The sequence below is a fragment of the Herminiimonas sp. NPDC097707 genome (assembly GCF_044761395.1).
Classification (GTDB): domain Bacteria; phylum Pseudomonadota; class Gammaproteobacteria; order Burkholderiales; family Burkholderiaceae_D; genus Oxalicibacterium.
In genome coordinates this window covers 1415073-1441485 of the sequence record NZ_JBIWCI010000001.1, presented here as the reverse complement: position 1 = coordinate 1441485, position 26413 = coordinate 1415073, and the positions used below count along the sequence as shown (strand labels likewise).

Below are 26413 nucleotides of genomic sequence, written 5' to 3'. Positions count from 1 at the left end.
CTGTGCAGGCACAGCGACCGGCAATAAAAAAGGATGCGTTTAACGCATCCTTTTTTATTGCCGGTATTTCAGGAACATGCGAATTTCTTGCCGCTCCTATCGATGCACAGTCTGCACCGACAATGCAGGGTTGATGGCGGTGAATAGTTGCGGCAGTGCGGAGTCGACCGAAATTTTGCGCCATGGCGTGTCGGCGCGGAAGGTGCCTATATTGCCGTGCCAGTCGATGTTTCTGGGGGCAGATACCTGATGCGCATTCTGATCGCTGTGAACGATCAGAATGCGGCCTGGAAATTTTGCGGCAAACGCCATGATTTGACGCCGGATATTGGCATAACCCTCACGTTTGTTGTCCGACGAGAAAAACGATGTGTGTTCTGCCGGCACAAACGGATTGCCATCGCAAAACAGCACGATGCCATCCAGCTTGCCGATTTTTGCCGTCAGGAAAAGCCGTTTCAGCCAATCTGTATTGGCAATCTGCCGGTCTTCAAATTCACTGTTGCGGCCAGCTGCATTCAAATAATTATTATTGTTGGATGGAAGGTTAATGGTCGCAAACATCACGTCATTGATGCGCCAGCGCATATTCTCTGCATACATGCGGAATTGCGGCATCGACGATTGACGAATCAGGGGAATCTTGCTGTCACCCAGAGAAAATTCATCTGCGAAGAACAGATCGCGCAAACGGCTGATGCGGTCGGTCGCAATGGAACGATTCTTCGCGTTGACGCATTGCGCCCAATCGCTGGCGGTGATGGAAACGACCAAGCCGTTCTTTGCGCTATTCAGCAAGGTGCGGCGATTCTTGTATACGGTATCGGTGCATGGCTCATCGACTGCCTTGATGCCGTTGGCGACGACGAATGCCAGATTGTCGGCATCGCTTTCGGCAATCGCATTGCGTACCGTGGCTTCGCCGTTCGCTGCCTTGAGCTGTTTTGCAATGACACCGAAGCTGAACGGACTTGCCGGCGTGCCATGCGCCCATGGCGCTTGCAGCAACACGAGGCATGTTACGCAACGGAAAACGAATGCTTTCATTTTTCCCTGTGCTGATTGCTCAGCTCCTTGAGTCTGTAAAGTGCATCCAGCGCGTCGCGCGGCGATAGCGCGTCCGGATTGATGTCCGCCAGCGCTTCGTCCAGCGCGGATGGCTGCTCCATTGCAGTTTCCACATCGGAGGTCGGGAGCAGGTGATCGGGGTCGGCAAACAGATCGAACTGCGGCGTAGCCTGCATCGAATTCGCTTCCAGCGTGGCCAGATGTTTGCGTGCGGCCCGGATCACTGCTTGCGGTACGCCTGCCAGTTGCGCAACCTGCAGGCCATAACTTTGCGATGCAGGACCGGCCTGTACGGCGTGCAGAAACACGATGCTGTCCTTGTGTTCCACTGCCGACAAATGCACGTTGGCTGCAGAAGGATGGACCTCCGGCAACTGCGTCAGTTCAAAATAATGGGTGGCGAACAAGGTAAAGCTTCTGGTGCTGTCGATCAAATGCCTGGCGATGGCCCAGGCCAGCGCCAGACCGTCAAAGGTGGAAGTGCCACGCCCGACTTCATCCATTAACACCAGTGAGTTTTCCGTCGCGCCGTTGAGGATGGCCGCCGATTCCGTCATCTCGACCATGAAGGTCGAGCGGCCGCCAGCCAGATCGTCGGCTGCACCTATGCGTGTGAAGATGCGATCGATCGGGCCTATGGTGGCGCTGGTGGCCGGCACAAAACTGCCGACATAGGCCAGCAGGGTGATGAGCGCGACCTGCCGCATATAGGTCGATTTACCACCCATATTGGGACCGGTGATCAATAGCAGACGTGACTCATTGTTGAGCAGGCAGTCGTTGGCGATAAAGCGCTCGATGTGGTTCTCGACCACCGGATGGCGCCCCTGTTCTATTGCAATCGTCGGTTCGGCAATCAATTGCGGTGCGCACCAGTTGTGTCGCAATGCGTGTTCGGCAAGTGCGACCAGCGTATCGAGCTGTGCCAGCGCATGGGCAATGTTTTGCAGTGTGCCGATATGTTGCGCCATCTGCTGCAGCACCTGATCGTACAGATATTTTTCCCGCGCCAGCGCACGCTCCTGCGCCGACAGGGCCTTGTCTTCAAAGGCTTTCAATTCCGGCGTGATGTAGCGTTCGGCATTTTTCAATGTCTGGCGACGGCGATAATCGTCCGGCACCTTGTCGGTCTGGCCGTGTGTGACCTCGATATAGAAACCGTGCACCTTGTTGTATTCGACGCGCAGATTATTGATGCCGGTACGCGTACGTTCGCGCGTTTCCAGATCGACCAGGAATTGCCCGGCGTTTTCCGACAGCCCACGCAACTCATCCAGTTCTGCATCGAAACCGCGCGCAATCACGCCGCCGTCGCGCACCATGGCTGCCGGCTCCAGCGCAATCGCGCGTTCCACAAGATCCAGGCATTCGCTCGGCGTGGCGAGCGCATCGTGTATGGTTTTCAGCAGTGGTGCATCGGCATCCTGATTGCACATGGAAACGTAGGCGCGCAATGAGGGCAGTTGCTGCAAGCCGCCGCGCATGCCGGCCAGATCGCGCGGACGCGCCGATTGCAGCGCGATGCGAGTGGCAATGCGTTCGACATCCGGTACCGATGCCAGCGTGGAGGCAAGGCCGGTGCAGGCATCGGTGCGCATCAGGGCATTGATCGCGGCATGGCGCGCACGAGCTACTGCCTGATCGCGTCGCGCATGATGCAGCCAGTGCCGCAGCAGGCGCGAACCCATCGCCGTGCGGCAGTGATCCAGCAGCGAAAACAGCGTCGCGGAATTGTTGTCTTGGCCACGTATGGTTTCGGTCAACTCCAGATTGCGGCGGGTGGCGGCATCGAGGCCGATGAATTCGTTTTCGGTTTCCACCGTGAGCGCGCGGACATGTTGCAGGCCTTTGCCCTGCGTGGCTTGCGCATAACGCAGCAAGGCACCGGCAGCGCCAATGGCGGCACTCAGGTGCTCCGCACCGAAGCCGGTGAGGGTGGACACCTTGAGTTGTTCATGCAAGGCCTTGCTGCCGTGTGCTATATCGAAATGCCAGTCCGGTACGGTCGTATTTTTTGCCAACGCATAATCGGAATCCGGGCCGTCTATGCTGCCCGGCAATAGAACCTCGGCCGGTGCAATGCGTTCCAGTTCATGCTTCAGACGCGTAGCGGCATTCTGAATGTCGGTGGTAAATTCCATCAGCTTCAATGCACCGCTCGCCATCGATAACCAGGCCAGACCGATGGTGATCGTCTTGCGCTGCGTCGTGCTGTACAGCGCGAGCAGCGGCTGTTCGGATTTTTCCGGCAGCAGATCGGAATCGCTCAATGTGCCCGGTGTAATCACGCGCAAGACCTTGCGTTCCACCGGCCCCTTGCTGGTAGCCGGATCGCCTATCTGTTCGCATAGCGCAATCGATTCGCCCAGCTTGACCAGTTTGGACAGGTATTGATCGACGGCGTGAAAAGGCACGCCGGCCATCTTGATCGGATTGCCGTTCGAGGAGCCGCGTTGCGTCAGCGTGATGCCGAGCAGGCGTGAAGCCTTTTCCGCATCCTCGAAAAACACTTCATAGAAATCGCCCATCCGGTAAAACAGTAGCGTTTCCGGATGCTCCGCCTTGATGCGCAGGTATTGCTGCATCATCGGAGTATGCTTTTCGTTCGCTGAGGGAGGACTTGCGTTTGTGCTTGCCGACGACATAGTGGATTCCAAAGTTTCTTTCAGTGATTTTGCCTGGGTATTTCAGCCGGTATAGCTTGAAATATGCCAGGCAAAAACAAAGATGCCATTGTATTCGACGAGATCGATTTTGTTGGGTGCTGCGATGTAAAACCTTGCATGCCTATCCTGCAGCGGCTGCGCCATGGAGACGCAGCCGCTGCAGTTTATCGGCCGCGGCCGCCCGAGCGGTGCGGCGCAGCCGGACGTGCATTGGCATTGCCGCCGAAGCTGCGCGCCTGACCATTGGGGCCGCTTGGCTTGGCGCCAGGTGCCTTGGCGGATTTGGCCGGTGCATTGCCACGTCCTTGTTGCGGTCTGCGGCCCGGTGCGTCGTTGCTGCGGCGCTGGATCGGTTGTGGTTTGGCATTCAGATCCGGTTCAAAACCGACGATCACTTCCGACGGCAATTTGCGCTTGATCAGTTTTTCGATGTCTTTCAGCATGTCCAGTTCATCGACGCATACCAGCGATACTGCTTCACCGGTGGCACCGGCGCGGCCGGTACGACCGATGCGATGCACGTAATCTTCCGGCACATTCGGTAAGTCGTAGTTGACGACGTGCGGCAGTTGATCGATGTCGATACCGCGGGCGGCGATATCGGTGGCGACCAATACCTGCAGGCTGCCATCCTTGAATTCGCTCAGCGCACGCGTGCGTGCGGACTGACTCTTGTTGCCGTGGATTGCCATGCCGCTGATGCCGTCTTTTTCCAGTTGTTCGACCAGTTTGTTGGCGCCGTGCTTGGTGCGAGTGAAGACCAGCACTTGCGACCAGTTATTGGTCTTGATCAGATGCGCGAGCATAGGATGTTTTTTGTCGCGATCCACAGGATGGATTTTCTGTTCGATGACTTCAACGGTGGAATTGCGACGTGCAACTTCAATCATGGCAGGCGAATTCAGCAAGCCATCGGCCAGTGCCTTGATCTCATTGGAGAAGGTGGCCGAGAACAACAGATTCTGGCGATTCTTCGGCAGTACGGCGAGTACGCGACGAATGTCCTTGATAAAACCCATGTCGAGCATGCGGTCGGCTTCGTCGAGAACCAGGATTTCCACCTTGCTCAGGTTGACGGTGCCTTGCTGCATATGGTCCAGCAAACGGCCGGGCGTGGCGACCAGAATATCGACGCCGTGCTTCAGCAACTTGATTTGCGGATTGATGCCGACGCCACCGAAGATAACAGCGGAGTTCAGATTCAAATACTTGCTGTAAGTGCGCACGCTTTCTTCAACTTGTGCCGCCAGTTCGCGGGTAGGTGTCAACACCAGGGCGCGGATAGGGCGTTGTGCGGAAGCCGATGCATGCGGTGTGCCGCTGGTGGCAAGACGGTGCAAAATCGGCAGGGTAAAACCGGCAGTTTTTCCAGTGCCGGTTTGTGCACCGGCCAGCAGATCGCCGCCGGCCAGTACGGCCGGGATCGCCTGTGCTTGAATCGGGGTAGGGATGGTGTAACCGTGTTCGGTGACGGCGCGCACAATTCCATCGGCGAGGCCGAGGTCAGTAAAGGACATGAAAACTCAATAGAAAATTATCGGCCTGTCGCCGCAGAGGGCGCCAGTCGCAGGCAAACGGATTGGGGGTGACGTCAAGAGACAGCGGCAAGGTGACTGGAGATATGCCGCGTGGGGCGAGTATAACAGCAGCGGGCTGCTAGCCGGGGAATAGTTGCCGGCTAGCGGGATGGCTCGATTATTTTGCGAACGGGCTCAGCAGTGACACCATTTGTGCGAATACTTTCGGTGTGCCGGCCAGTACATCACCCTTGTACAGGTAGTCGGACTCACCTTCAAAGGTGCCCATGATGCCGCCGGATTCGGTGATCAGCAGCGAGCCGGCTGCCATATCCCATGGCAGCAAACCTTTTTGAAAGAAACCGTCGATTCGTCCGCAAGCAACATAAGCCAGGTCGAGTGCAGCGGAACCCGGGCTGCGCAGGCCGGCGCAGTTTTGCGTCATGATCTTGAACATTTTCTGATATTCATCGATGTTGTCGGTGGCGCGGCACGGGAAGCCGGTGCTGATCAATGCATCGGCGATCTTGTCGCGTTTGGTGACGCGTATGCGTTTCTCGTTTAAATAGGCGCCGGCACCTTTGGTGGCGGTAAACAAATCGTTGCGAGTCGGGTCGTAGACGACGGCTTGCGTGATCTGGCCGCGTTGCTGCAAGGCGATCGAGACGCAGTATTGCGGAAAGCCGTGAATGAAGTTGGTGGTGCCGTCGAGCGGATCGATGATCCAGACATTGTCGTTATCATCGTGCAGATTGGCGGACGCGCCGGATTCTTCGGCCAGAATGGCGTGATCCGGATAAGCGGTTTTCAGAACCTCGATGATCGCCTGTTCGGCAGCCTGATCGACTTCGGTGACAAAATCATTCGGATTTTTTTCCGTGACTTTAACGCGATCGAGATCGAAGGATGCGCGATTGATGATGGCAGCGCCACGGCGAGCAGCCTTGATCGCCGTATTAAGCATGGGATGCATAGAGATTCCGTTAAAATGGCGACGCTGTCGCGTGAGCGAGAGCTATCCACCTAAATTGAAATTAATGAGCGATGCGGTATGGAGCTGCCATTTCGACATGATTCCTACCGCGCAATGTCGCTATTTTAAATGAACCTGCCACAAACCGACATGTCTCTTTTCAATCGCCTGCGCTTTGTGCTGGTCGAAACCAGCCGTCCAGGCAATATCGGTGCGGCAGCGCGCGCCGTTAAAAACATGGGTTTTTCCGAACTGGTACTGGTCAATCCGCGCTTTCCCGATGCAGCGATGCAGGAAGAAGCAATTGCTTTTGCCAGCGGGGCACAGGATATTCTGTCGTCGGCACGGATAGTCGGCTCGATTGAAGAGGCGCTGGCGGATTGCAACTATGCCGCAGCGGTGACTGCACGCTTGCGCGAATTTTCGCCACCTGTCATTACGCCACGAGAACTGGCGACGCGTCTGGCCGACGAGACTGGCTTGCAGGCGGCCGTGATATTCGGCAATGAACGTTTCGGCTTGCCGAACGAGATTGTGGAAAAGTGCAATGTGCTGATCAACATTCCGGCCAACCCGGATTATTCATCGCTGAATCTCGCGCAGGCGGTGCAAGTGCTGGCGTATGAGGCGCGCATGGCGGCCATAGTCGATGCGCCGTCGGCAGCCAGCAATATTGGTTTTCAGGGAGAAGCAGCGGGTATGGCGCAAATCGAGGGCATGTACGCGCACCTCGAACAGGCCTTGGTGGCGATAGATTTTCTCGATGCCGACAATCCGAAGAAGCTGATGCCGCGCCTGAAACGCCTGTTTTCCCGTACGCAGCTCGAAACGGAGGAGGTCAATATTTTGCGCGGGATTGCCAGGCAAATTTTGGCGAAGCAGAAGAACGCCAAATAAGAATTGAAGTAAGGAACTGTCCCGCTGTTCAATTCCAGGTGCGCATCAAGCCGACGGCCAGGCCTTCCAGCGCAAAATCATCGTGCTCAAGATCGACGCGGATAGCTTGGAAGTCAGGATTTTCCGGTAATAGTTCAATCAAAGAGCCAGTCTTCTTGTAACGCTTGACGGTGACGTCATCGCCCAGACGTGCCACCACGATCTGACCGTTCTTGGCGCTGTCGATTTTTTTCACCGCCAGCAAATCACCATCCAGAATGCCGGCGTCGCGCATCGACATGCCGCGTACTTTCAGCAGAAAGTCGGGTTTGGCGGAAAACAGCGATTTGTCGACGTTATACGTGGCTTCGATATGCTCCTGCGCCAGAATCGGCGAACCGGCCGCCACGCGTCCGACCAGGGGCAGGCTCAATTGCATCAGTGCGGGATGCGGCAGCGATAGTTGCGAGCCGCTTCTGTCCGATCTTGTGCCGCCCATGTCGCGCAGACGTATGCCGCGCGAAGTGCCGGGCGAAATTTCAATTGCGCCTTTGCGTGCCAGGGCCTGCAAATGTTCTTCTGCAGCGTTGGCAGAACGAAAGCCGAGTTCGGTGGCGATTTCTGCGCGTGTGGGTGGAAAGCCGGTGTTTTCTATGGCGTCGCGAATCAGGTTCAGGATTTGTTCCTGGCGGGCTGTCAGTTTGATCATTGCATGCGCCTTGCGTGAGTGATGCCTTGCTGTGAGCTGTTTATATAAACAGTCTGTATTTTTATACAGTGCATGCTTAAACGCAAGCCATTTGCCGATTTATCTACAAGGTCAGCGTGGAAAATTGCGATAAATACCTGAAAGCGTTGAGTTTTCTGCCCTCTGCGCGTATGATTACCGGTTTTCCTCTTCCCACACTCGTCTTGACGCCGGGGTGGGCAATCTTCAATCCGTCCAAAAGGAGCTTACATGCGTCATTATGAAATCGTATTTATCGTCCATCCGGATCAAAGCGAGCAAGTGCCTGCAATGATCGAACGCTACAAAGGCATCGTCACCGCACGCGGTGGTGTTGTTCATCGCGTGGAAGACTGGGGCCGCCGTCAAATGGCGTACCTGATCCAGAAACTGGCTAAAGCCCATTACGTCTGCCTGAACATCGAATGTGACGGCGAAACGCTGACAGAAATCGAAACCGGCTTCAAATTCAACGATGCCGTTCTGCGTCATCTGACCGTGAAAATGAAGAAGGCTGAAACCGCGCCATCGCCAATGATGAAGGCTGTGCAGAAGGAAGATGCTGCCAAGAGCCATCGCACCGAGGCACCTGCTGCCTAATTACTGCAACGACGTATCAGGAGAGTGAATCAGCTTCAGTTTGTAGCCACCATCGCCGAGCGTGAAATACTGCGCTATACCCCGGCAGGCGTCCCGATAGTGTCAGCAGTTTTGCTGCACAGTTCGCAACAAATCGAAGCAGGTGTTCCACGATTGATCGAGTTTGAGATTGCCGCGATTGCCGCGGGAGAAATTTCAGGCAGATTCAATCAAGCCGAGTTAGGCGGAACATTTCAGTTCACAGGTTTCCTGGCACGCAAGAGCCGTAACAGCAAAAGCCTTGTTTTCCATCTCACAGATTTCGAGACCCACATTTAGATACAGGAGCCCAAAATGGCATTCGGTAAAAAATTCGACAAAAGCAAAATGAAAGAAAAACGCAAACAACAAAATCCTTTGTTCAAGCGTAAAAAATTCTGCCGCTTCACCGCTGCACACGTAGAACAAGTTGACTACAAAGACGTGGACACACTGAAAGACTTCGTTCAGGAAAACGGCAAAATCATGCCAGCACGTCTGACCGGCACCAAAGCGATTTATCAACGTCAAGTCGATACAGCAATCAAGCGCGCACGTTTCCTCGCGCTGTTGCCGTACACCGATCTGCACAACGCATAATTAACGACTGAAATAGGAGAAAAACATGCAAGTCATTCTGTTAGAAAAAGTCGTTAATCTCGGCAATCTTGGTGAAATCGTTAAAGTAAAAGACGGTTACGCACGTAACTTCCTGATTCCACAACGTAAAGCTCGTCGTGCGACGACCGCTGCCGTTGCTGAATTTGAAGTCAAGCGCGCAGAACTGGAAAAAATCGCAGCGGAAAAACTGGCTGCATCGCAAGCGCAAGGTGAAAAACTGACCGGCCAAACCGTTCAAATTTCGCAAAAATCGGGTGTGGATGGCCGTTTGTTCGGTTCCGTTACCAACGCCGATATCGCCGTAGCGTTGACCAAGCAAGGTTTTGCTGTTGAAAAAGCACAAGTTCGCATGCCAACCGGCCCGTTGAAAGTAACCGGCGACCACACCGTTGCTGTTGCATTGCACACTGACGTTGTCATTGAAGTCACGATCACCATCGTTGGCGAACACGCTTAAGTTTATTTAAAGCATGTCTGGCACTCGTTGCCTAGAAAAAGCCGGGTTTTCCCGGCTTTTTTATTGCCCATTTTCTGAAAGCGCACACCTCTAGCAGGTATAATTCGCGCCATGAACAACCGTGCCGATCCGCAAGTAGATTCCCTTCGCGTTCCCCCGCATTCGATAGAAGCCGAGCAATCCGTCCTCGGCGGCTTGTTGCTGGACAATGCGGCATGGGACCGTATTGCAGACTTCGTCCATCAGGACGATTTTTACCGTTACGATCACCGCATCATTTTTCAGCACATCGTCAGACTGATCAATGGTTCCCGCCCCGCCGACGTGATTACGGTATTCGAGGCCTTGACCAATAGCGGCAAGGCAGAAGAAGTAGGCGGCGTCTCCTATCTGAATGCACTGGCGCAAAACACGCCGTCTGCCGCCAATATTCGCCGCTATGCTGAAATCGTGCGCGACCGTGGCATTCTGCGCAAGCTGATCACCGTCTCGGATGAAATTTCCGGCCAGGCTTTCAATCCGCAAGGCAAGGAAGTCAAGCAGATGCTGGATGAGGCCGAGTCCAAGATCTTTGCGATTGCGGAAGAGGGGTCGCGTGGCGCCCAGGGTTTCCAGGAAATTCAACCGCTGTTGACGCAAGTCGTTGAGCGTATCGACGAACTGTACAACCGCGACAGCACCAGCGATATCACCGGTGTACCGACAGGCTTTGCCGATCTGGACCGCATGACGTCCGGCCTGCAGCCGGGCGACCTGATCATCGTCGCCGGTCGTCCTTCGATGGGTAAAACCGCATTCTCGATCAATATTGGTGAAACCGTCGCAATCGAAAGCGGCTTGCCGGTTGCAGTCTTCTCGATGGAGATGGGCGGTACACAATTGGCAATGCGTATGCTGGGCTCGGTCGGACGACTGGATCAGCATCGCTTGCGTACGGGTAAATTGGCCGATGAAGACTGGCCGCGTCTGACGCATGCGATTCAAAAGATGAACGATGCGCAGTTGTACATCGATGAAACGCCGGCATTGAATTCGATCGAATTGCGCGCCCGCTCGCGGCGCCTGTCGCGTCAGTGCGGCAAGCTCGGCTTGATCATCATCGATTACCTGCAACTGATGTCTGCCAACTCTTCCGGTGAAAACCGGGCAACGGAAATCTCAGAAATTTCGCGTAACCTGAAAGGTTTGGCGAAGGAGCTCAATTGTCCGGTGATTGCACTGTCACAGTTGAACCGCTCGCTGGAACAGCGTCCGAACAAGCGTCCGGTGATGTCAGATTTGCGCGAATCCGGCGCGATCGAGCAGGATGCCGACGTGATTCTGTTCATCTATCGCGACGAGGTTTACAACCCGGATTCGCCTGACAAAGGCACGGCGGAAATCATTATCGGCAAACAGCGTAACGGTCCTATCGGCAGCGTGCGCCTGACCTTCCTGGGTCAATACACGAAGTTTGAAAACTATACCGGTTCGGCTGCCTTGTATCAGGGCGACTAATTCAATATGACCGATATGACCTCAACTGTAATCATTTCATTTCGCCCGGCCGGCAAGGCCTTGAGCGAACATCGTCGCATTTCAATATTTTAATATTCAAAGAGAGCAATTATGTTTGGACGACTCCTGCCGAAAGAAGGCAAATTTTTCGATCTCTTCAACGAGCATGCAGAATTTTGCGTCAAGGGTGCCAAGGAGATGGTCGCGTTGATGACCAATTTCGACGATCTGGAAATCCGCGTGCATGCGATTGAAGGTATCGAAAAGCAGGCCGACAAGGTAACGCATGCGACACTGGATGCGCTGCATAAAACCTTCATTACCCCTCTCGATCGCGACGATATCCATCAGTTGATTACACGGATGGACGACATCCTCGATCTGCTCGAAGATGCGGCGCAAACAATCTCCTTGTATGACATCAAAGCCATCACGCCGGAAGCCAAGCGTTTGGCCGAACTGTGCCTGGCCTGCACCGAAAAGGTCAAGGCTGCGGTTGGCTTGTTGCACAACATGGATAACTCGCGCGAAATTCTGGCCATCTGTGAAGAAATCGATCGCCTGGAGTCGGACGCCGATCACGTGATGCGCGCTGCGATGTCCAAACTGTTCCGCGAAGAACCGGATGTGCGCAATCTGATCAAGCTCAAAGCGATCTATGAATTGCTGGAAACCGTCACTGATCGTTGTGAAGACGTCGCCAATATCATCGAAGGCATCATCGTCGAGAACGCTTGATTCATTGAGCGTAACGTTGGCGTGCCTTGCCGTTGTTTTATAAATGACGCGCAAGGATGTCTTGTAAGTTTCTCGGTTGCTGGTGTATTTGTCAGCGACATACGCAGATAGAACAAAGAATAAATATCCATGCAAACTCTCCACATGAGCCTTTATGTCCTGGCCTTTTTGATCATATTGGCTTTGGTATTCGATTTCATGAATGGCTTTCATGACGCGGCAAACGCAATTGCGACGGTGGTATCAACCGGTGTATTGAAGCCGCAAACCGCCGTGATGATGGCAGCAGCTTTCAACTTCATTGCGATTGGTGTGTTTCACCTCAAAGTGGCGATGACGATCGGCACAGGAACAATTGATCCCATTGTGATTGATCACTACGTTGTATTTGGCGCATTGGTCGGTGCGATAGTCTGGAATGTGGTGACCTGGTATTTCGGCTTGCCGTCCTCCTCGTCGCATGCATTGATCGGTGGTCTGGTCGGTGCAGCAGTGGCCAAGGCTGGTACCGATGCATTGATTTCCTCCGGCTTGATTAAAATCATCGCCTTTATCGTGCTGTCGCCATTGCTCGGTTTCCTGTTCGGTTCCTTGATGATGGTGCTGGTATCGTGGTTGTTCGTCAGATCGACGCCGCGCAATGTGGATCGCTGGTTTAGAAGACTGCAATTGTTTTCTGCCGCAATGTACAGCCTGGGTCATGGCGGTAACGATGCGCAGAAAACCATGGGGATTATCTGGATGTTGCTGATCGCGGCGGGTGTATCGACCGCAGCCGATCCGCTGCCATGGTGGGTCATTATCAGTTGCTACACCGCGATCAGTCTGGGGACCTTGTTCGGCGGCTGGCGTATCGTCAAAACGATGGGGCAGAAAATCACCAAGCTGAAACCGGTCGGTGGTTTCTGTGCTGAAACCGGCGGTGCGATTACCTTATTCCTGGCAACTGCGTTGGGTGTGCCGGTTTCGACCACGCATACCATTACTGGCGCGATCGTTGGTGTCGGTGCATCGCGGAAGATGTCGGCAGTGCGCTGGGGTGTCGCAGGCAATATCGTTTGGGCGTGGATATTCACGATTCCTGCGGCTGCCTTTATGGCGGCGATTGCGTGGTGGTTGGGGACGATGATTTTGTAATCATTTCCGTTTAATAAAAAAGCCGCTTTATGCGGCTTTTTTATTGTCGTTTTGGTCCGGAATTTGTTGTATTGATGTTTGGTTTTCTTTGATCAATCTTGGTTTGCCGGGTGTGGCCCGGCGGCCACTTACTTTCTTTGCTTCGCCAAAGAAAGTAAGTAAAGAAAGGCGACCGCGGAGCCGCAGCCCCTGCGGGGTTCCCGTCTGTGCGGGGCAAAAAATGGGAAGCGAACGGAACTCGCCTTCGGCTCAGACAACGTTCACTTCTTTATCCATTTTCTGCCCCGCACAAACGGCTGCGTCAAAGCGGATAACAACCATAGCCTCTCTGATTTACAGAAGCAACGCACATAACGTGAAACAGCAAAGCTGTTGCTTTTGACTTGCCCGCATCTGACGTTGCCAAGTCAAGTGATCGTTAGACGGATAAAGAGCACAAACTTGTCTGAGCCGTAGGCGAGTTTGTTTGTGCTCCCGGCTGGCGATTGCTTGACTTGGGTACCCGCTTTAGCGGGCAACGGCTCCTGCGGTCGCCTTCTTTTGCTTACTTTTCTTGGCGAAGCAAGAAAAGTGAGCGGCTGCCGGGCCGCCCCCGGCATACCAAGCGTGATCTAAGAAATACAAGTATCAACACCAACAAACCAAAATCAACAAACCAAAATCAACAAACCAATAAAAAAAGCCTGCTAATCCAGCAGGCTTTTTTGTTACCACCGAAGCAGCGTGTGCTTACAACACTTCGCTCGCATGATCCGCCAGACGCGAACGCTCACCACGCGCCAGCGTGACATGACCACTATGTCCCCAACCCTTGAAGCGATCAACGACATAAGTCAAACCGCTCGAACCTTCAGTCAGGTAAGGCGTATCGATTTGCGCGATATTGCCGAGGCAAATGATCTTGGTGCCCGGACCTGCACGGGTGACCAGTGTTTTCATCTGTTTCGGCGTCAGGTTTTGCGCTTCATCGATGATCAGGAACTTGTTGACGAAGGTGCGTCCGCGCATGAAGTTGAGCGACTTGATCTTGATGCGTGAACGGATCAGGTCCTGCGTCGCCGCACGGCCCCATTCGCCAGCATCGTTGTCGGACTTGTTCAGCACTTCCAGGTTGTCGTCGAACGCGCCCATCCACGGCGACATCTTCTCTTCCTCCGTACCCGGCAGGAAACCGATGTCTTCACCGACCGGCACCGTCACGCGGGTGACGATGATTTCGCTGTAGAGCTTGGTTTCCAGTACTTGCGCCAAACCTGCTGCCAGTGCCAGCAAGGTTTTACCGGTGCCGGCCTGACCGAGCAGCGTGACGAAATCGCATTCCGGATCCATCAACAGATTCAGTGCAAAGTTTTGCTCGCGGTTGCGTGCGGTCACGCCCCATACGCTGTTCTTCATATGCGCATAATCGCGCAGGGTCTGGAGAACCGCCGTCTTGCCGTTGATCTGGCGCACCTGGCCGTAGAACGATGCTTCGCCATTCTTCGGTTCCATGTAGACGAACTGATTGACTAGCATCGTCGGCACGACGGGGCCGCTGAGGCGATAGAAGGTGTAACCGGTACCGTGCTTGTTTTCCTGCCACGATTCCATGCCCTTCGCATGTTTGACCCAGAAATCGTCCGGCAATTGCATGATGCCGGAATAGAGCAGGTCGGTATCTTCCAGTACGTGATCGTTCAGATACTCTTCCGCCGGCAAGCCCATCGCGCGCGCCTTGATGCGCATATTGATATCTTTCGATACCAGCACGATAGGGCGTCCCGGGTATTGCGCTTCCAGTGCGCGTACTACGCCGAGAATCTGATTGTCGGCCTTGCCCATGGGCAGGCCTTCCGGCAGCGTCACGTTCTGCAATTTGGTCTGGAAGAACAGGCGGCCTTTGGCATCCTTGTTGCCGAGTTTCGATAAAGGGATGCCTTCATCGATGGCATTTTCCTCGACGCCGCTGACCAGTGCATCCAGCGAACGCGATACCTGACGCGCACTGCGTGCGACTTCCGACATGCCCTTCTTGTGATCGTCCAGCTCTTCCAGAGTCATCATGGGCAGATAGACGTCGTGTTCTTCAAAGCGGAATAGCGATGTCGGATCGTGCATCAGCACGTTGGTATCCAGTACAAACAATTTTTTAATGCCGGATTTGTCGACCGGACGGCGGACGCCAGATTTTGGCGCCAGTGCGACGGTTTGTGCGGAGGCTGCACGCGGCTTTTCAGCCGGTGTTTTGTCGACAATTTTGGCGCGGACCGGGGCCGGCGCAGTGTGGCTCTGGCGTGCTGTCGGCTCAATCAATGTCAGTGCTTTGACAATCTTGTCCTTATCCGCCTTCGGATAGTCTTGCGGTGACAGCAGTGCAGCAGGCTTGGTCGGTAATTTAGGCAGGGGCATCAGGACCTCGATCTAGAAAGTTGGAAACATTGCACATACAAACAACGATGATGCACAGGCGAAAAGCAGGGACGGAGGAACGGATTTGAAAACGGTTGAGGAGAGGACGAAAGCGGAGGAGGTACAAATCAAAAGCAAAAAAGCCGTTTGGGAAGGCTCATGGCCTAATCCGCAAACGGCTTTCTTGGCGAAAAATTCTTTTGAATTCAATGGGTTCTACAAACCTAGGTAAGAGCCTTCACAAACTCCAGTACTTCATCGATGTGTCCAGGCACTTTCACTCCACGCCATTCTTTCACCAATTTGCCCGACTCGTCAATAATAAATGTAGAGCGTTCGATGCCGCGCACTTTCTTGCCATACATATTTTTCATCTTCATGACATCAAACATCGTGCACAAGGTTTCATCCGGATCGGAAATCAGTTCAAACGGCAATGCCAATTTTTCCTTGAAACCTTCGTGCGAACGGATGCTGTCGCGGCTGACACCAAAAATTTCGGCATTGGCAGCCTGAAACTGCGAGTACAGTTCGCGGAATTGAATTCCTTCCGTCGTGCAACCCGGCGTATTGTCCTTGGGATAGAAGTACAGGACGATTCTTTTCCCTTTGTAATCAGATAGTTGAAATGTCTGATTGCCTGTCATTGCGGCGGAAAAATCCGGCACATTCCGATTGAGTGCGGAAGGGCGCTCTGCCACGGCGATGTCTTGATCCATTTTTATCACTCTCTTAGTCGATGGTGTCGGCGCTATGCGTATGGCGCATGATGGACGAGCGATTCTTTGTCATTCCGGCATGTATTTAAAAATACATAATGCGGCCAAAAACAAAGATGGGGGCGAGATTTTATCCTTCAAGCAATGAAATCTGAAAATGCTGTTTTATTTGCATCGCCCGCACACGAACTCAATCCTGATTGAGCACCTTGATAAAGACAATCATTTTTGACCTTGGTTCAGCCAGCTTGCGAATGCGGTGACAAGCGGAAATTCATGCGTCAAATATCAGAGCCAGCGCGACCTTGCGGCCTTCTGCCATCAGAATGTTGTAGGTGCGGCAGGCGGCTTGATTGTCCATGCATTCGACACCTATGCGGCGCGCCGTCAATGGCGCAGTCAGGCGCGGATGCACGAAACGCTGGCGCGTGCCGGTGCCGAGAATGACGACATCCGGCGTGATGGCGTTGATCTGCTCGAAATGTTCGACTGTCAGGGCATCGAAGGAATTCACCGGCCACGGTGCAGGGGCAATCTCGGGCAGGACGATGAGGCTGTAGTTGAACGGAAGCAGATTGATTTCAACGCCGTTTTCATCGTAAGCAGTAACAGTCTGGTATTGCTGGGTGACGGTATTGTGGAGCTTCATGACGGTATAGGCGGAATATGAATCGGGATCGCAGGTGCGTATTTCCGATAGTTAGAAGATAAAGAACGCTTATTGTAACGTTTTCAGCCTTTAATCAGTCTTTATCGATTGATAAAATCAGTCGCTTTCGGCAAAATGGATCTCTTTCGCCGTGTAACATTGCGGCCGTCATTTTTCGCCGGTGTCGAGTTGTCCATCTTGCATGGATGACTTGAAGGGCCGGCGTTTCTATTAGGGCTTATCCGATAGGCTCTGAAAAATAACAAGGATATGTGCTGTGCGACCGATTCAAAAATCGAAAAAACTGGCTGACGTTTGCTACGACATCCGCGGCCCCGTGCTGGAAAAAGCACGCCAGATGGAAGAAGACGGTCACAAGATCATCAAGTTGAATATCGGCAATCTGGCCACTTTCGGTTTCGATGCGCCGGACGAGATTGTGCAGGACATGATCCGCAACCTGTCAAATGCGTCTGGTTATACCGATTCCAAAGGCTTGTTCGCGCCGCGCAAGGCGATCATGCAGTACTCGCAGGAAAAGAAAATTGCCGGCGTGACGATAGACGACATCTATCTCGGCAACGGCGCTTCCGAATTGATCGTCATGAGCATGAATGCCTTGCTCAATACCGGCGATGAAGTGCTGGTACCTTCGCCTGATTATCCTTTGTGGACTGCCGCGGTCAGCCTGTCAGGCGGTACGCCGGTGCACTATGTGTGCGATGAACAGGCCGACTGGTTCCCGGATATCGACGATATCAGGAAGAAAATCAATTCGAATACCAAGGCCATCGTCGTCATCAATCCAAACAATCCGACCGGTGCCTTGTATCCGGTGGAGTTGCTGCAGCAAATCGTCGACCTCGCACGCGAACATCAATTGATCGTATTTGCCGACGAGATTTACGACAAGGTTTTGTACGATGGCGCCAAACACGATTCGATCGCTTCACTGGCTGATGACGTGTTGTTCATTACCTTCAACGGCCTGTCGAAAAATTACCGTGCCTGCGGCTATCGCGCCGGCTGGATGATCGTTTCCGGTGAAAAGCGTTATGCCAAGGATTACATCGAAGGCTTGAACATGCTGGCCTCGATGCGTTTGTGCGCCAATGCGCCTGGCCAGTACGCGATTCAAACGGCACTGGGCGGCTACCAAAGCATCAATGATCTGGTCGGCCCGGGCGGACGCCTGACGCGTCAGCGTGATCTTGCGCACAAATTGCTGACCGAAATTCCGGGTGTGACTTGCGTTAAACCGAAGTCGGCCCTGTACATGTTCCCGCGCCTTGATCCGAAGATGTACCCGATCAAGGATGATCAGGATTTTGCCTATCAATTGCTGGCCGAGGAAAGCGTATTGATCGTGCAGGGCACGGGTTTCAATTGCCCGACGCCTGATCATTTCAGGGTAGTCTTCCTGCCGAATTCCGACGATTTGACGATAGCGATCGGCCGTATAGCGCATTTCCTCGAAGGTTATCGCAAGCGGCTGGGTTGAACGGTCATTTTATTAGTCGCCGCGTTTGCACAGCTTGTGAGCGCATATTGCAACTGACATCTTTTATACAGAAATTATGAAATCCATCAAAGTAGGTTTGTTAGGTGCAGGCACTGTCGGTGCAGGAACATTCAATATCCTGAAGCGCAATCAGGAAGAAATTTCCCGTCGCGCCGGTCACAAGATTGAAATCGTCATGGTGGCCGATCTGGATGTGGCGCGTGCCAAGGAATTGGTCGGCAGCGCCGATTGCGAAGTGGTCAATGACGGCAATCTGGTGGTCAACCATCCCGATATCGAGGTCGTGGTCGAATTGATAGGCGGTTACGGCATCGCGAAAGATCTGGTCTTGAAAGCGATTGCCAACGGCAAGCATGTGGTCACTGCCAACAAGGCTTTGCTGGCGGTGCATGGCGATGAAATTTTCAAGGCGGCGCAAGACAAGGGCGTGATGGTGGCGTATGAGGCGGCGGTTGCCGGCGGCATCCCCATCATCAAGGCCTTGCGCGAAGGCTTGACGGCCAATCGCATCGAATGGATCGCCGGCATCATCAACGGCACCACCAATTTCATCCTGTCCGAAATGCGCGACAAGGGTCTGGATTTCGACACCGTTCTGAAAGAAGCGCAACGCCTGGGTTATGCCGAAGCCGATCCGACTTTCGATATTGAAGGCGTCGATGCAGCACACAAGGCAACACTGATGGCTTCGATTGCATTCGGTATTCCGGTGCAGTTCGACAAGGCGCACATCGAAGGCATTACCAAACTGGAAGCCATCGACATTCGCTATGCCGAACAACTCGGCTACCGGATCAAATTGCTGGGTATCGCCAAACGCACGCCGCAAGGGATTGAATTGCGCGTGCATCCAACCCTGATTCCTGTCAAGCGTTTGATTGCCAATGTGGAAGGCGCGATGAATGCCGTGGTGGTGCAGGGCGATGCCGTGGGAGCAACCCTGTACTACGGCAAGGGCGCTGGCGCCGAGCCAACCGGTTCCGCCGTGATTGCCGATCTGGTCGATATCGCGCGTCTGGCCGATGCCGATCCGGCCCATCGCGTACCGCATCTGGCATTCCAGCCGAATGCAATGAGCGCGTTGCCGATACTGCCGATTTCCGAAGTCACGACCAGCTATTACCTGCGCATGCATGTGTCCGACAAGCTGGGTGTGCTGGCGAATGTCACCAGCATCCTTGCAGAATCGACCATTTCGGTGGATGCCATGCTGCAGAAAGAGCCGGCGCTGGGCGAATCGCAAACCGACATCATCATCCTGACGCATCAGACGCAAGAGAAAAATGTCGAAGCGGCGATCAGGAAGATAGAAACCTTGCCGACCGTGCATGGCAAGGTCACTAAAATCAGGCTTGAACATTTGAGCTGAACGGATAAAAAGGCGCTCGATAGGGCGCCTTTTTTCATGGCGCCATGCCCGTATGGTTTGCAATACGGTAAAACATCGACTCCCGGTGTAGCGGTTTGCGGCAAAAGGTCGGCAAAACCGGGATGGAGCAGGGTGTGCAAGCTATAATGGCGGTTGCTTTCATTGCTATTTATCCTATACCACGACATGCAATATATCTCGACCCGCGGTGCGTCCGCCCCCCAGTCCTTTTCCCATATCCTGCTTGGTGGCTTGGCGCCCGATGGCGGACTGTATCTGCCGGCTGAATATCCGCAAGTCACGGGTGCAGAACTCGATGTGTGGCGTACGCTGTCCTACGCCGATCTGGCGTTTGAAGTGCTGAAAAAATTCGCTACCGATATTCCGGAAGCGGATTTGCATGCGCTGGTGCACAAAACCTATACCGCGGACGTATATCGCAATGTGCGCCACGGCGAAGAAGCTGCACGCATTACGCCTTTGCGCCTGGTAGAGGAAAAAGACGGCAGCAAACTGATGCTGCAGGCCTTGTCGAATGGCCCGACGCTGGCCTTCAAGGACATGGCGATGCAATTGCTCGGCAATCTGTTCGAGTACACGCTGGCCAAACAACATGCGGAATTGAATATTTTCGGTGCAACGTCCGGCGATACCGGTAGCGCGGCGGAATACGCGATGCGCGGCAAGAAGGGCATACGCGTCTTCATGCTGTCGCCGCACAAGAAAATGAGCGCCTTCCAGACGGCGCAGATGTTCAGCCTGCAGGATCCGAACATTTTCAATATTGCCGTCGACGGCGTATTCGACGATTGCCAGGATATGGTTAAAGCCGTCTCCAACGATCACGCATTCAAGCAGCAGCAGAAAATCGGCACCGTCAATTCGATCAACTGGGCGCGTGTGGTGGCACAGGTCATTTATTACTTCCGCGGCTATCTGAGTGCGACTACCAGCAACGAACAAAAAGTATCGTTCACTGTACCGTCGGGTAATTTCGGCAATATCTGCGCCGGTCACATCGCGCGCATGATGGGTTTACCCATTCACCAATTGGTGGCTGCGACCAACGAGAACGATGTGCTCGACGAGTTTTTCCGCACCGGCGTGTATCGCGTGCGCAAATCGGCTGAAACCTATCACACCACCAGTCCGAGCATGGACATCAGCAAGGCATCGAACTTCGAGCGTTTCGTGTTCGATTTGCTGGGTCGCGATGGCGAGCGCGTGCGCGCCCTGTTCCAGAAAGTGGAAACGCACGGCGGCTTTGACCTGTCCGGCAAGCCGGGCAGCGATGGCGACGAGTTCAAGAACATTGCGCAGTTCGGTTTTGTTTCCGGCAAATCGACGCATGCAGACCGCCTGGCCACGATACGCGACCTGCACGCCAAGTACGATCTGATGATAGACACGCACACTGCGGATGGCGTCAAGGTCGCACGCGAACACCTGACGCCGGGCATCACGATGATCGTGCTGGAAACCGCCTTGCCGGCCAAATTCAATGAAACCATACGCGAAGCCCTGGGCCGCGATGCCGAGCGTCCGGCCGGTTTCGAGAATATCGAGGATTTGCCGCAACGTTTTGAAGTGATGACGAATGATATCGACAAGATGAAAGCGTTCATCACCGCGCATACCGGTTTGTAAAATCAGGATGTTTTCTGCAGCTGAATACACCTGCATTTACAATCGTTTTATTATCAGATTATCGAGCCGAGCATGACTGAACCCAAACCGCTGTTGAGCGTTGCTGAAGCACTGGCCTTCCTGTTGTCTTCCGCAAGACAAATGACGGAAACGGAAAACCTGCCGACGCTGGAAGCGAACGGTCGCATTCTCGCTATTGCACAAAGCTCGCAACTGGATGTGCCGCCGGTAGACAACACATCAATGGATGGTTATGCGGTGCGTGCTGCCGACTGCGCCAGCGGCGCGGCCGTGCTGCGCGTCAGCCAGCGCATACCGGCAGGACATGTCGGTCAGCCTCTGGAAGCCGGTTGTGCCGCACGTATTTTTACCGGTGCGATGATTCCGCAAGGCGCAGATGCAGTCGTGATGCAGGAAGTGTGTGTCGCATCGAAAGAGGGCGCTGACGATCTGGTGACCGTCAAGCACGCGCCGCAATCCGGCGAATGGATACGGCGCGCCGGTGAAGATATCCAGGCCGGCAGCGTGATTCTGCATGCAGGCCAGCGCTTGCGCGCACAGGAAATCGGACTTGCCGCGTCGGTAGGTTTGGCGACATTGCCGGTGGTGCGCAAGTTGCGCGTCGCCGTCTTTTTTACCGGTGACGAACTGGCGATGCCGGGCGATGCACTCAAGCCGGGAGCGATTTACAACTCCAATAAATTCACCCTGCGCGGCCTGCTGGAAAATCTGGGCTGCGATATTACCGATTACGGCATTGTGCCGGATACGCTGGCAGCGACGCGCGATACCTTGCGCCGTGCGGCAGCGGAGCATGATTTGATCATCACGTCCGGCGGTGTGTCGGTGGGCGAAGAAGATCACATCAAGCCGGCAGTGGAAGCCGAAGGGCATTTGAACATGTGGCAGATCGCCGTCAAGCCGGGCAAGCCGCTGGCGTTTGGCGAAGTCGATCGCGCAGAAAAATCCGGCAAGGAAAACGACACGGCATTCTTCCTCGGTTTGCCCGGCAACCCGGTTTCGAGTTTTGTCACCTTCCTGCTGTTTGTGCGTCCGTTTATTCTCCGGTTGCAAGGCGTGCAGGATGTGGCGCCGCGGGCATATGCAATGCGGGCCGATTTCAACTTGCCGAAAGGCGATCGACGCAACGAATTTTTGCGTGCGAAAATCAATATGGAAGGCGGCCTTGATCTGTTCGCCAACCAGAGTTCCGGCGTGCTGACTTCCACCGTGTGGGGCGATGGCCTGATCGACAATCCGCCGGGCAGAGCGATTGCGCAAGGCGATATCGTGCGCTTTATTTCATTCAGCGATTTGATGCATTGATCCATTACGAGTAAAGCAATATGAAAATTCAACTCAGATTTTTTGCCAGCGTGCGTGAAACGCTGGGTGTGACGCAAGAGTCGATTACGGTGCCGGAGAGCGTGACTACAGTTGGCGATGTGCGCGTATTTTTGCAGCAGCGCGGCGGTCTATGGGCCGAAGCACTGGCAGATGGCCGTTCATTGCGGATGGCCTATGATCAGGAAATGACCAATGCAGAGACGCCGATAGCGGATGGCGGCGAAGTGGCTTTCTTCCCGCCTGTCACCGGCGGTTGAATGCGGCAGCTTATTGCAGCAAGCAATAAGCAATTGAGCAATACGGAGTAAATCAGCATGGCGATACGCGTACAAACCGAAGATTTCGATGTCAGCAAGGAAGTGGCGGACTTGCGTGCGAACAGCCCGCAGGTCGGGGCTGTCGTTACTTTCATCGGCACTGTGCGCGACATGAACGATGGTGCCAGCGTGGCCGAGATGGAGCTGGAGCATTATCCCGGCATGACGGAAAAAGCATTGCAGAATATCGTTGAGCAAGCCAAGTCACGCTGGCCGATTTTTGACGCTTTGGTGATTCATCGCATCGGCCCTTTGCTGCCGCTGGAACAGATCGTACTGGTTGCCGTGACGTCGGCACATCGTGGCGAAGCGTTTTCCGCCTGCGAGTTCATCATCGATTACCTGAAAACAGAAGCACCATTCTGGAAAAAAGAGCAAACGCCGGACGGTGCGCGCTGGGTGGACGCGCGGGAAAGCGACGACACGGCGCTGACGAAATGGCATGGGGAAGGCCCGCTGTGAGCTGGCTGGCCGTCGGCTTCGGCGCGGCACTTGGCGCATGGTTGCGCTGGGGATTGAGTGTTTGGTTCAATCCGCTGAATGCCAATATCCCATTGGGAACGCTGATGGCCAATCTGGGCGGCGGTTACCTGGTCGGGATTGCCGTCGCTTTCTTCACCGGTCATCCAGGCGTGCCGCCGGAATGGCGGCTGTTTGCGGTTACCGGCATTCTCGGTGGGCTGACGACCTTTTCCACCTTTTCTGCCGAAGCCGTTCTCTTGCTGCAACGCGGCGACTATCTTTGGGCGCTGGGGCACACGATGTTGCATCTGCTAGGCTCGATTCTGTTCTGTATTGCAGGCTTTGCCACCTACAAGGCATTTACCTGAATTTGATTCAGCGCAAACCAGGCGTCTGAGATTTCCGTCACACTCGCTGCATATGGCGCAATGCCATACTTGAAAAAGGGTCGTGTTGACCCAATTTCTCTCTGCATCAATGATTTACCGAAGGAGAAATGCAATGCGTCTCGATAAATTGACCACCAAGTTGCAAGAAGCCCTCGCTGATGCCCAGAGTCATGCAGTCGGCAACGATAACCAATACATAGAACCAGTCCACGTACTTGTCGCACTGCTGAGTCAGGACGACAGCAGCACGCGCTCGCTGCTGCAACGCGCGGGGGCCAACATCAACGGCATGGTGACAGCGCTGAAAAGCGCGCTGGAGCGCCTGCCCAAAGTCTCAGGCACTGGCGGCCAGGTGCAGGTCGGCCGCGATCTGACCTCGCTCCTGAATCTGGCGGACAAAGAATCGCAGATGCACGGCGACGAGTTCATCGCCACGGAAATGCTCTTGCTGGCACTGACCGAGGACAAGTCCGAAGCCGGCAAGATCGCGCGCGAGAACGGTTTGACGCGCAAGGCGCTGCAAGCTGCGATCAAGGCGGTGCGCGGCAGCTCGAAAGTCGATTCGGCCGAAGGCGAAGGCCAGCGCGAAGCGCTCAAAAAATACACGATGGATCTGACCGAGCGTGCACGCATCGGCAAGCTTGATCCGGTCATCGGCCGCGATGATGAAATCCGCCGCACCATCCAGATTCTGCAACGTCGCTCCAAAAACAATCCGGTATTGATCGGTGAGCCAGGCGTGGGTAAAACCGCCATCGTTGAAGGTTTGGCGCAACGCATCGTTAACGGCGAAGTGCCTGAAAGCCTCAAGGGAAAACGTGTGCTGTCGCTCGACATGGCATCGCTGCTGGCTGGCGCCAAATATCGCGGCGAGTTTGAAGAGCGCCTGAAGGCGGTATTGACCGAGCTCGCGGAGGACGAAGGCCAAACCATCGTCTTCATCGACGAGATGCACACGCTGGTCGGCGCCGGCAAGGCCGAAGGCGCAATGGACGCAGGCAATATGCTCAAGCCGGCATTGGCGCGCGGTGAACTGCACTGCGTCGGTGCCACCACGCTGGACGAGTATCGCAAATACATCGAGAAAGATGCTGCGCTGGAACGCCGCTTTCAAAAAGTGATCGTCGATGAACCGACGGTGGAAGCGACCATCGCCATCCTGCGCGGCCTGCAGGAAAAATACGAAGTCCATCATGGCGTCGACATCACCGATCCGGCGATTGTCGCAGCCGCAGAACTGTCGCATCGCTACATTACCGACCGCTTCCTGCCTGACAAAGCTATCGATTTGATCGATGAAGCGGCGGCCAAGATCAAGATCGAGATCGATTCCAAGCCGGAAGTAATGGACCGGCTGGATAGACGCGTCATTCAACTGAAGATCGAACGCGAAGCGATCAGGAAAGAGAAAGACGAAGCGTCGCAAAAACGCCTGGCCCTGATTGAAGAAGAAATCGAAAAACTCGGTCGTGAATACGCCGATCTGGAAGAAATCTGGAAAGCCGAGAAAGCAGCTGCGCAAGGCAGCCAGCACATCAAGGAAGCGATAGAGAAAGCCCGTCTGCAAATAGAAGAGGCGACGCGCAAGAGCGATTGGCAGCGCGTGTCTGAACTGCAGTACAAGACGCTGCCGGAACTGGACGCACAGCTGAAAAATGCCGTCACCGGCGAAGCCAGCGCAGGCAAACCGCAACTGGTACGCACCCAGGTCGGCGCGGAAGAAATCGCCGAAGTCGTCTCGCGCGCAACCGGCATTCCTGTTTCGCGCATGATGCAGGGCGAACGCGAGAAGTTGCTGCAGATGGAAGACGCATTGCACAAGCGCGTGGTCGGTCAGCATGAAGCCATCGTTGCCGTGTCGGATGCGATCCGTCGTTCGCGCGCGGGTCTCGGCGATCCGGATCGTCCTTACGGTTCATTCATGTTCCTCGGCCCAACCGGCGTCGGTAAAACCGAGCTGTGCAAGGCGCTGGCGTCCTTCCTGTTCGATACCGAAGATTCGCTGGTCCGCATCGACATGAGCGAATTCATGGAAAAGCATTCGGTGGCCCGCCTGATCGGTGCGCCGCCGGGCTATGTCGGCTATGAAGAAGGCGGTTACCTGACCGAAGCCGTGCGGCGCAAGCCGTACTGCGTGATCCTGCTCGACGAAATCGAGAAGGCGCATCCAGATGTGTTCAACGTCCTGCTGCAAGTGCTGGACGATGGCCGCATGACGGATGGACAAGGCCGCACTGTCGATTTCAAGAACACCGTCATCGTGATGACATCGAATCTGGGTTCGCATAAGATTCAAGCGATGGAAGGCAACGAGCCGGCATTGATCAAGATGGCGGTGATGGCGGAAGTGCAATCGCATTTCCGACCAGAATTCATCAACCGTATCGACGAGATCGTGGTATTCCATGCGCTCGATGAAAAAAATATCGGCGCGATTGCCAAGATCCAGCTGCACACGCTGGAGCAACGTCTGCAACGCATGGATATGTCTATGGATGTATCGGAAGATGCATTGCAAAAAATCGCAGAAGCCGGTTTCGATCCTGTGTATGGCGCACGTCCGTTGAAGCGTGCAATTCAGCAGCAGATCGAGAATCCATTGTCCAAGGCTATTCTGGAAGGAAAGTTCGGACCGAAGGATGTGATTTCGGTTGATGTGAAAGATGGCGAACTGGAGTTCGCCAAAGCGAAGTAATGAAAAAGCCCGTC

General features: G+C 54.4%; 24 protein-coding genes. 16 read left to right on the top strand and 8 right to left on the bottom strand.

What is annotated here, in order from left to right; all coding sequences use genetic code 11:
• Nucleotides 1-96: 96 nt before the first annotated feature.
• From ACIQW9_RS06925 to ACIQW9_RS06910, 4 genes are all read right to left on the bottom strand, one after another.
• Nucleotides 97-1047: a hypothetical protein gene (locus ACIQW9_RS06925; RefSeq protein WP_402334613.1), complete on the bottom strand. Its 951-nt coding sequence runs from the start codon at nucleotides 1045-1047 to the stop codon at nucleotides 97-99.
• Nucleotides 1044-3713 carry a DNA mismatch repair protein MutS gene (gene mutS, locus ACIQW9_RS06920; RefSeq protein ID WP_402334610.1) on the bottom strand — a complete coding sequence of 890 codons (2670 nt, stop codon included), beginning with the start codon at nucleotides 3711-3713 and terminating at the stop codon, nucleotides 1044-1046. Before mutS ends, ACIQW9_RS06925 begins: the two co-directional genes overlap by 4 nt.
• Nucleotides 3714-3898: 185 nt before the next feature.
• Nucleotides 3899-5251 (bottom strand): DEAD/DEAH box helicase, encoded by a 1353-nt coding sequence (locus tag ACIQW9_RS06915; RefSeq protein WP_402334608.1) that lies wholly within the window; start codon nucleotides 5249-5251, stop codon nucleotides 3899-3901.
• A gap of 178 nt (nucleotides 5252-5429) precedes the next feature.
• On the bottom strand, nucleotides 5430-6215 hold the full coding sequence (locus ACIQW9_RS06910) for an inositol monophosphatase family protein (RefSeq protein ID WP_402337936.1): 786 nt from the start codon (nucleotides 6213-6215) through the stop codon (nucleotides 5430-5432).
• Between the two features lie 138 nt (nucleotides 6216-6353).
• Between ACIQW9_RS06910 and ACIQW9_RS06905 the strand changes: the two genes are divergently transcribed.
• Complete coding sequence (locus ACIQW9_RS06905; RefSeq protein ID WP_402334605.1) at nucleotides 6354-7121, top strand: RNA methyltransferase; 768 nt, start codon at nucleotides 6354-6356, stop codon at nucleotides 7119-7121.
• Nucleotides 7122-7149: 28 nt separating this feature from the next.
• On the opposite strand, the gene lexA is transcribed toward ACIQW9_RS06905, so the two are convergent.
• On the bottom strand, nucleotides 7150-7809 hold the full coding sequence (lexA, locus tag ACIQW9_RS06900; protein ID WP_402334603.1) for a transcriptional repressor LexA: 660 nt from the start codon (nucleotides 7807-7809) through the stop codon (nucleotides 7150-7152).
• A 249-nt stretch (nucleotides 7810-8058) separates the two neighbouring features.
• Here lexA and rpsF point away from each other — a divergent pair, with 249 nt between their 5' ends.
• The 7 genes from rpsF to ACIQW9_RS06865 all read left to right on the top strand — a co-directional run bounded on the left by rpsF (nucleotide 8059) and on the right by ACIQW9_RS06865 (nucleotide 12895).
• Nucleotides 8059-8427 (top strand): 30S ribosomal protein S6, encoded by a 369-nt coding sequence (rpsF, locus tag ACIQW9_RS06895; protein ID WP_011871571.1) that lies wholly within the window; start codon nucleotides 8059-8061, stop codon nucleotides 8425-8427.
• A 24-nt stretch (nucleotides 8428-8451) separates the two neighbouring features.
• Nucleotides 8452-8745, top strand: a complete 294-nt coding sequence (gene priB, locus ACIQW9_RS06890; RefSeq protein WP_011871570.1) for a primosomal replication protein N — start codon at nucleotides 8452-8454, stop codon at nucleotides 8743-8745.
• Between the two features lie 15 nt (nucleotides 8746-8760).
• The gene (gene rpsR / locus ACIQW9_RS06885; RefSeq protein WP_402334599.1) at nucleotides 8761-9045 is read left to right on the top strand and encodes a 30S ribosomal protein S18; all 285 of its coding nucleotides are present in this window, start codon (nucleotides 8761-8763) and stop codon (nucleotides 9043-9045) included.
• A gap of 25 nt (nucleotides 9046-9070) precedes the next feature.
• Nucleotides 9071-9523 (top strand): 50S ribosomal protein L9, encoded by a 453-nt coding sequence (rplI, locus tag ACIQW9_RS06880; protein WP_011871568.1) that lies wholly within the window; start codon nucleotides 9071-9073, stop codon nucleotides 9521-9523.
• Between the two features lie 111 nt (nucleotides 9524-9634).
• The gene (locus tag ACIQW9_RS06875; RefSeq protein WP_011871567.1) at nucleotides 9635-11020 is read left to right on the top strand and encodes a replicative DNA helicase; all 1386 of its coding nucleotides are present in this window, start codon (nucleotides 9635-9637) and stop codon (nucleotides 11018-11020) included.
• Between the two features lie 111 nt (nucleotides 11021-11131).
• Nucleotides 11132-11758 (top strand): DUF47 domain-containing protein, encoded by a 627-nt coding sequence (locus tag ACIQW9_RS06870; protein ID WP_011871566.1) that lies wholly within the window; start codon nucleotides 11132-11134, stop codon nucleotides 11756-11758.
• A 129-nt stretch (nucleotides 11759-11887) separates the two neighbouring features.
• A complete protein-coding gene (locus ACIQW9_RS06865; RefSeq protein WP_402334596.1) occupies nucleotides 11888-12895 on the top strand; it encodes an anion permease in 1008 nt (335 codons plus the stop codon).
• 729 nt (nucleotides 12896-13624) lie between these two features.
• On the opposite strand, the gene ACIQW9_RS06860 is transcribed toward ACIQW9_RS06865, so the two are convergent.
• The 3 genes from ACIQW9_RS06860 to ACIQW9_RS06850 form a co-directional block, all read right to left on the bottom strand.
• A complete protein-coding gene (locus ACIQW9_RS06860; protein WP_402334593.1) occupies nucleotides 13625-15283 on the bottom strand; it encodes a PhoH family protein in 1659 nt (552 codons plus the stop codon).
• A gap of 224 nt (nucleotides 15284-15507) precedes the next feature.
• Nucleotides 15508-16002 carry a peroxiredoxin gene (locus ACIQW9_RS06855; RefSeq protein ID WP_402334590.1) on the bottom strand — a complete coding sequence of 165 codons (495 nt, stop codon included), beginning with the start codon at nucleotides 16000-16002 and terminating at the stop codon, nucleotides 15508-15510.
• 274 nt (nucleotides 16003-16276) lie between these two features.
• Nucleotides 16277-16651: an Mth938-like domain-containing protein gene (locus ACIQW9_RS06850; protein WP_402334587.1), complete on the bottom strand. Its 375-nt coding sequence runs from the start codon at nucleotides 16649-16651 to the stop codon at nucleotides 16277-16279.
• 277 nt (nucleotides 16652-16928) lie between these two features.
• Here ACIQW9_RS06850 and ACIQW9_RS06845 point away from each other — a divergent pair, with 277 nt between their 5' ends.
• The 8 genes from ACIQW9_RS06845 (at nucleotide 16929) to clpB (ending at nucleotide 26399) form a co-directional block, all read left to right on the top strand.
• Nucleotides 16929-18152: a pyridoxal phosphate-dependent aminotransferase gene (locus tag ACIQW9_RS06845; RefSeq protein WP_011871560.1), complete on the top strand. Its 1224-nt coding sequence runs from the start codon at nucleotides 16929-16931 to the stop codon at nucleotides 18150-18152.
• A 76-nt stretch (nucleotides 18153-18228) separates the two neighbouring features.
• On the top strand, nucleotides 18229-19542 hold the full coding sequence (locus ACIQW9_RS06840) for a homoserine dehydrogenase (RefSeq protein WP_402334584.1): 1314 nt from the start codon (nucleotides 18229-18231) through the stop codon (nucleotides 19540-19542).
• A gap of 186 nt (nucleotides 19543-19728) precedes the next feature.
• Nucleotides 19729-21189, top strand: a complete 1461-nt coding sequence (gene thrC / locus ACIQW9_RS06835) for a threonine synthase (RefSeq protein WP_402334581.1) — start codon at nucleotides 19729-19731, stop codon at nucleotides 21187-21189.
• A gap of 72 nt (nucleotides 21190-21261) precedes the next feature.
• A complete protein-coding gene (glp, locus tag ACIQW9_RS06830; protein ID WP_402334579.1) occupies nucleotides 21262-22515 on the top strand; it encodes a gephyrin-like molybdotransferase Glp in 1254 nt (417 codons plus the stop codon).
• A 20-nt stretch (nucleotides 22516-22535) separates the two neighbouring features.
• Nucleotides 22536-22793 carry a molybdopterin converting factor subunit 1 gene (gene moaD / locus ACIQW9_RS06825; RefSeq protein ID WP_402334576.1) on the top strand — a complete coding sequence of 86 codons (258 nt, stop codon included), beginning with the start codon at nucleotides 22536-22538 and terminating at the stop codon, nucleotides 22791-22793.
• A gap of 57 nt (nucleotides 22794-22850) precedes the next feature.
• On the top strand, nucleotides 22851-23315 hold the full coding sequence (moaE, locus tag ACIQW9_RS06820) for a molybdopterin synthase catalytic subunit MoaE (RefSeq protein ID WP_402334573.1): 465 nt from the start codon (nucleotides 22851-22853) through the stop codon (nucleotides 23313-23315).
• Complete coding sequence (gene crcB, locus ACIQW9_RS06815; protein WP_402334570.1) at nucleotides 23312-23683, top strand: fluoride efflux transporter CrcB; 372 nt, start codon at nucleotides 23312-23314, stop codon at nucleotides 23681-23683. Before moaE ends, crcB begins: the two co-directional genes overlap by 4 nt.
• A gap of 133 nt (nucleotides 23684-23816) precedes the next feature.
• Nucleotides 23817-26399 (top strand): ATP-dependent chaperone ClpB, encoded by a 2583-nt coding sequence (gene clpB, locus ACIQW9_RS06810; RefSeq protein ID WP_402334567.1) that lies wholly within the window; start codon nucleotides 23817-23819, stop codon nucleotides 26397-26399.
• Nucleotides 26400-26413: the final 14 nt, after the last annotated feature.

Bases quoted from the DNA above. Each gene is read 5' to 3' on its own strand.
- ACIQW9_RS06915 (WP_402334608.1), bottom strand. From the start codon at position 5,251: ATGTCCTTTACTGACCTCGGCCTCGCCGATGGAATTGTGCGCGCCGTC.
- lexA (WP_402334603.1), bottom strand. From the start codon at position 7,809: ATGATCAAACTGACAGCCCGCCAGGAACAAATCCTGAACCTGATTCGC.
- ACIQW9_RS06870 (WP_011871566.1), top strand. From the start codon at position 11,132: ATGTTTGGACGACTCCTGCCGAAAGAAGGCAAATTTTTCGATCTCTTC.
- rplI (WP_011871568.1), top strand. From the start codon at position 9,071: ATGCAAGTCATTCTGTTAGAAAAAGTCGTTAATCTCGGCAATCTTGGT.
- mutS (WP_402334610.1), bottom strand. From the start codon at position 3,713: ATGTCGTCGGCAAGCACAAACGCAAGTCCTCCCTCAGCGAACGAAAAG.
- moaE (WP_402334573.1), top strand. From the start codon at position 22,851: ATGGCGATACGCGTACAAACCGAAGATTTCGATGTCAGCAAGGAAGTG.
- ACIQW9_RS06875 (WP_011871567.1), top strand. From the start codon at position 9,635: ATGAACAACCGTGCCGATCCGCAAGTAGATTCCCTTCGCGTTCCCCCG.
- thrC (WP_402334581.1), top strand. From the start codon at position 19,729: ATGCAATATATCTCGACCCGCGGTGCGTCCGCCCCCCAGTCCTTTTCC.
- ACIQW9_RS06925 (WP_402334613.1), bottom strand. From the start codon at position 1,047: ATGAAAGCATTCGTTTTCCGTTGCGTAACATGCCTCGTGTTGCTGCAA.
- glp (WP_402334579.1), top strand. From the start codon at position 21,262: ATGACTGAACCCAAACCGCTGTTGAGCGTTGCTGAAGCACTGGCCTTC.
- ACIQW9_RS06860 (WP_402334593.1), bottom strand. From the start codon at position 15,283: ATGCCCCTGCCTAAATTACCGACCAAGCCTGCTGCACTGCTGTCACCG.
- ACIQW9_RS06905 (WP_402334605.1), top strand. From the start codon at position 6,354: ATGAACCTGCCACAAACCGACATGTCTCTTTTCAATCGCCTGCGCTTT.
- ACIQW9_RS06850 (WP_402334587.1), bottom strand. From the start codon at position 16,651: ATGAAGCTCCACAATACCGTCACCCAGCAATACCAGACTGTTACTGCT.
- rpsF (WP_011871571.1), top strand. From the start codon at position 8,059: ATGCGTCATTATGAAATCGTATTTATCGTCCATCCGGATCAAAGCGAG.
- ACIQW9_RS06840 (WP_402334584.1), top strand. From the start codon at position 18,229: ATGAAATCCATCAAAGTAGGTTTGTTAGGTGCAGGCACTGTCGGTGCA.
- clpB (WP_402334567.1), top strand. From the start codon at position 23,817: ATGCGTCTCGATAAATTGACCACCAAGTTGCAAGAAGCCCTCGCTGAT.
- ACIQW9_RS06855 (WP_402334590.1), bottom strand. From the start codon at position 16,002: ATGGATCAAGACATCGCCGTGGCAGAGCGCCCTTCCGCACTCAATCGG.
- rpsR (WP_402334599.1), top strand. From the start codon at position 8,761: ATGGCATTCGGTAAAAAATTCGACAAAAGCAAAATGAAAGAAAAACGC.
- ACIQW9_RS06865 (WP_402334596.1), top strand. From the start codon at position 11,888: ATGCAAACTCTCCACATGAGCCTTTATGTCCTGGCCTTTTTGATCATA.
- ACIQW9_RS06910 (WP_402337936.1), bottom strand. From the start codon at position 6,215: ATGCTTAATACGGCGATCAAGGCTGCTCGCCGTGGCGCTGCCATCATC.
- moaD (WP_402334576.1), top strand. From the start codon at position 22,536: ATGAAAATTCAACTCAGATTTTTTGCCAGCGTGCGTGAAACGCTGGGT.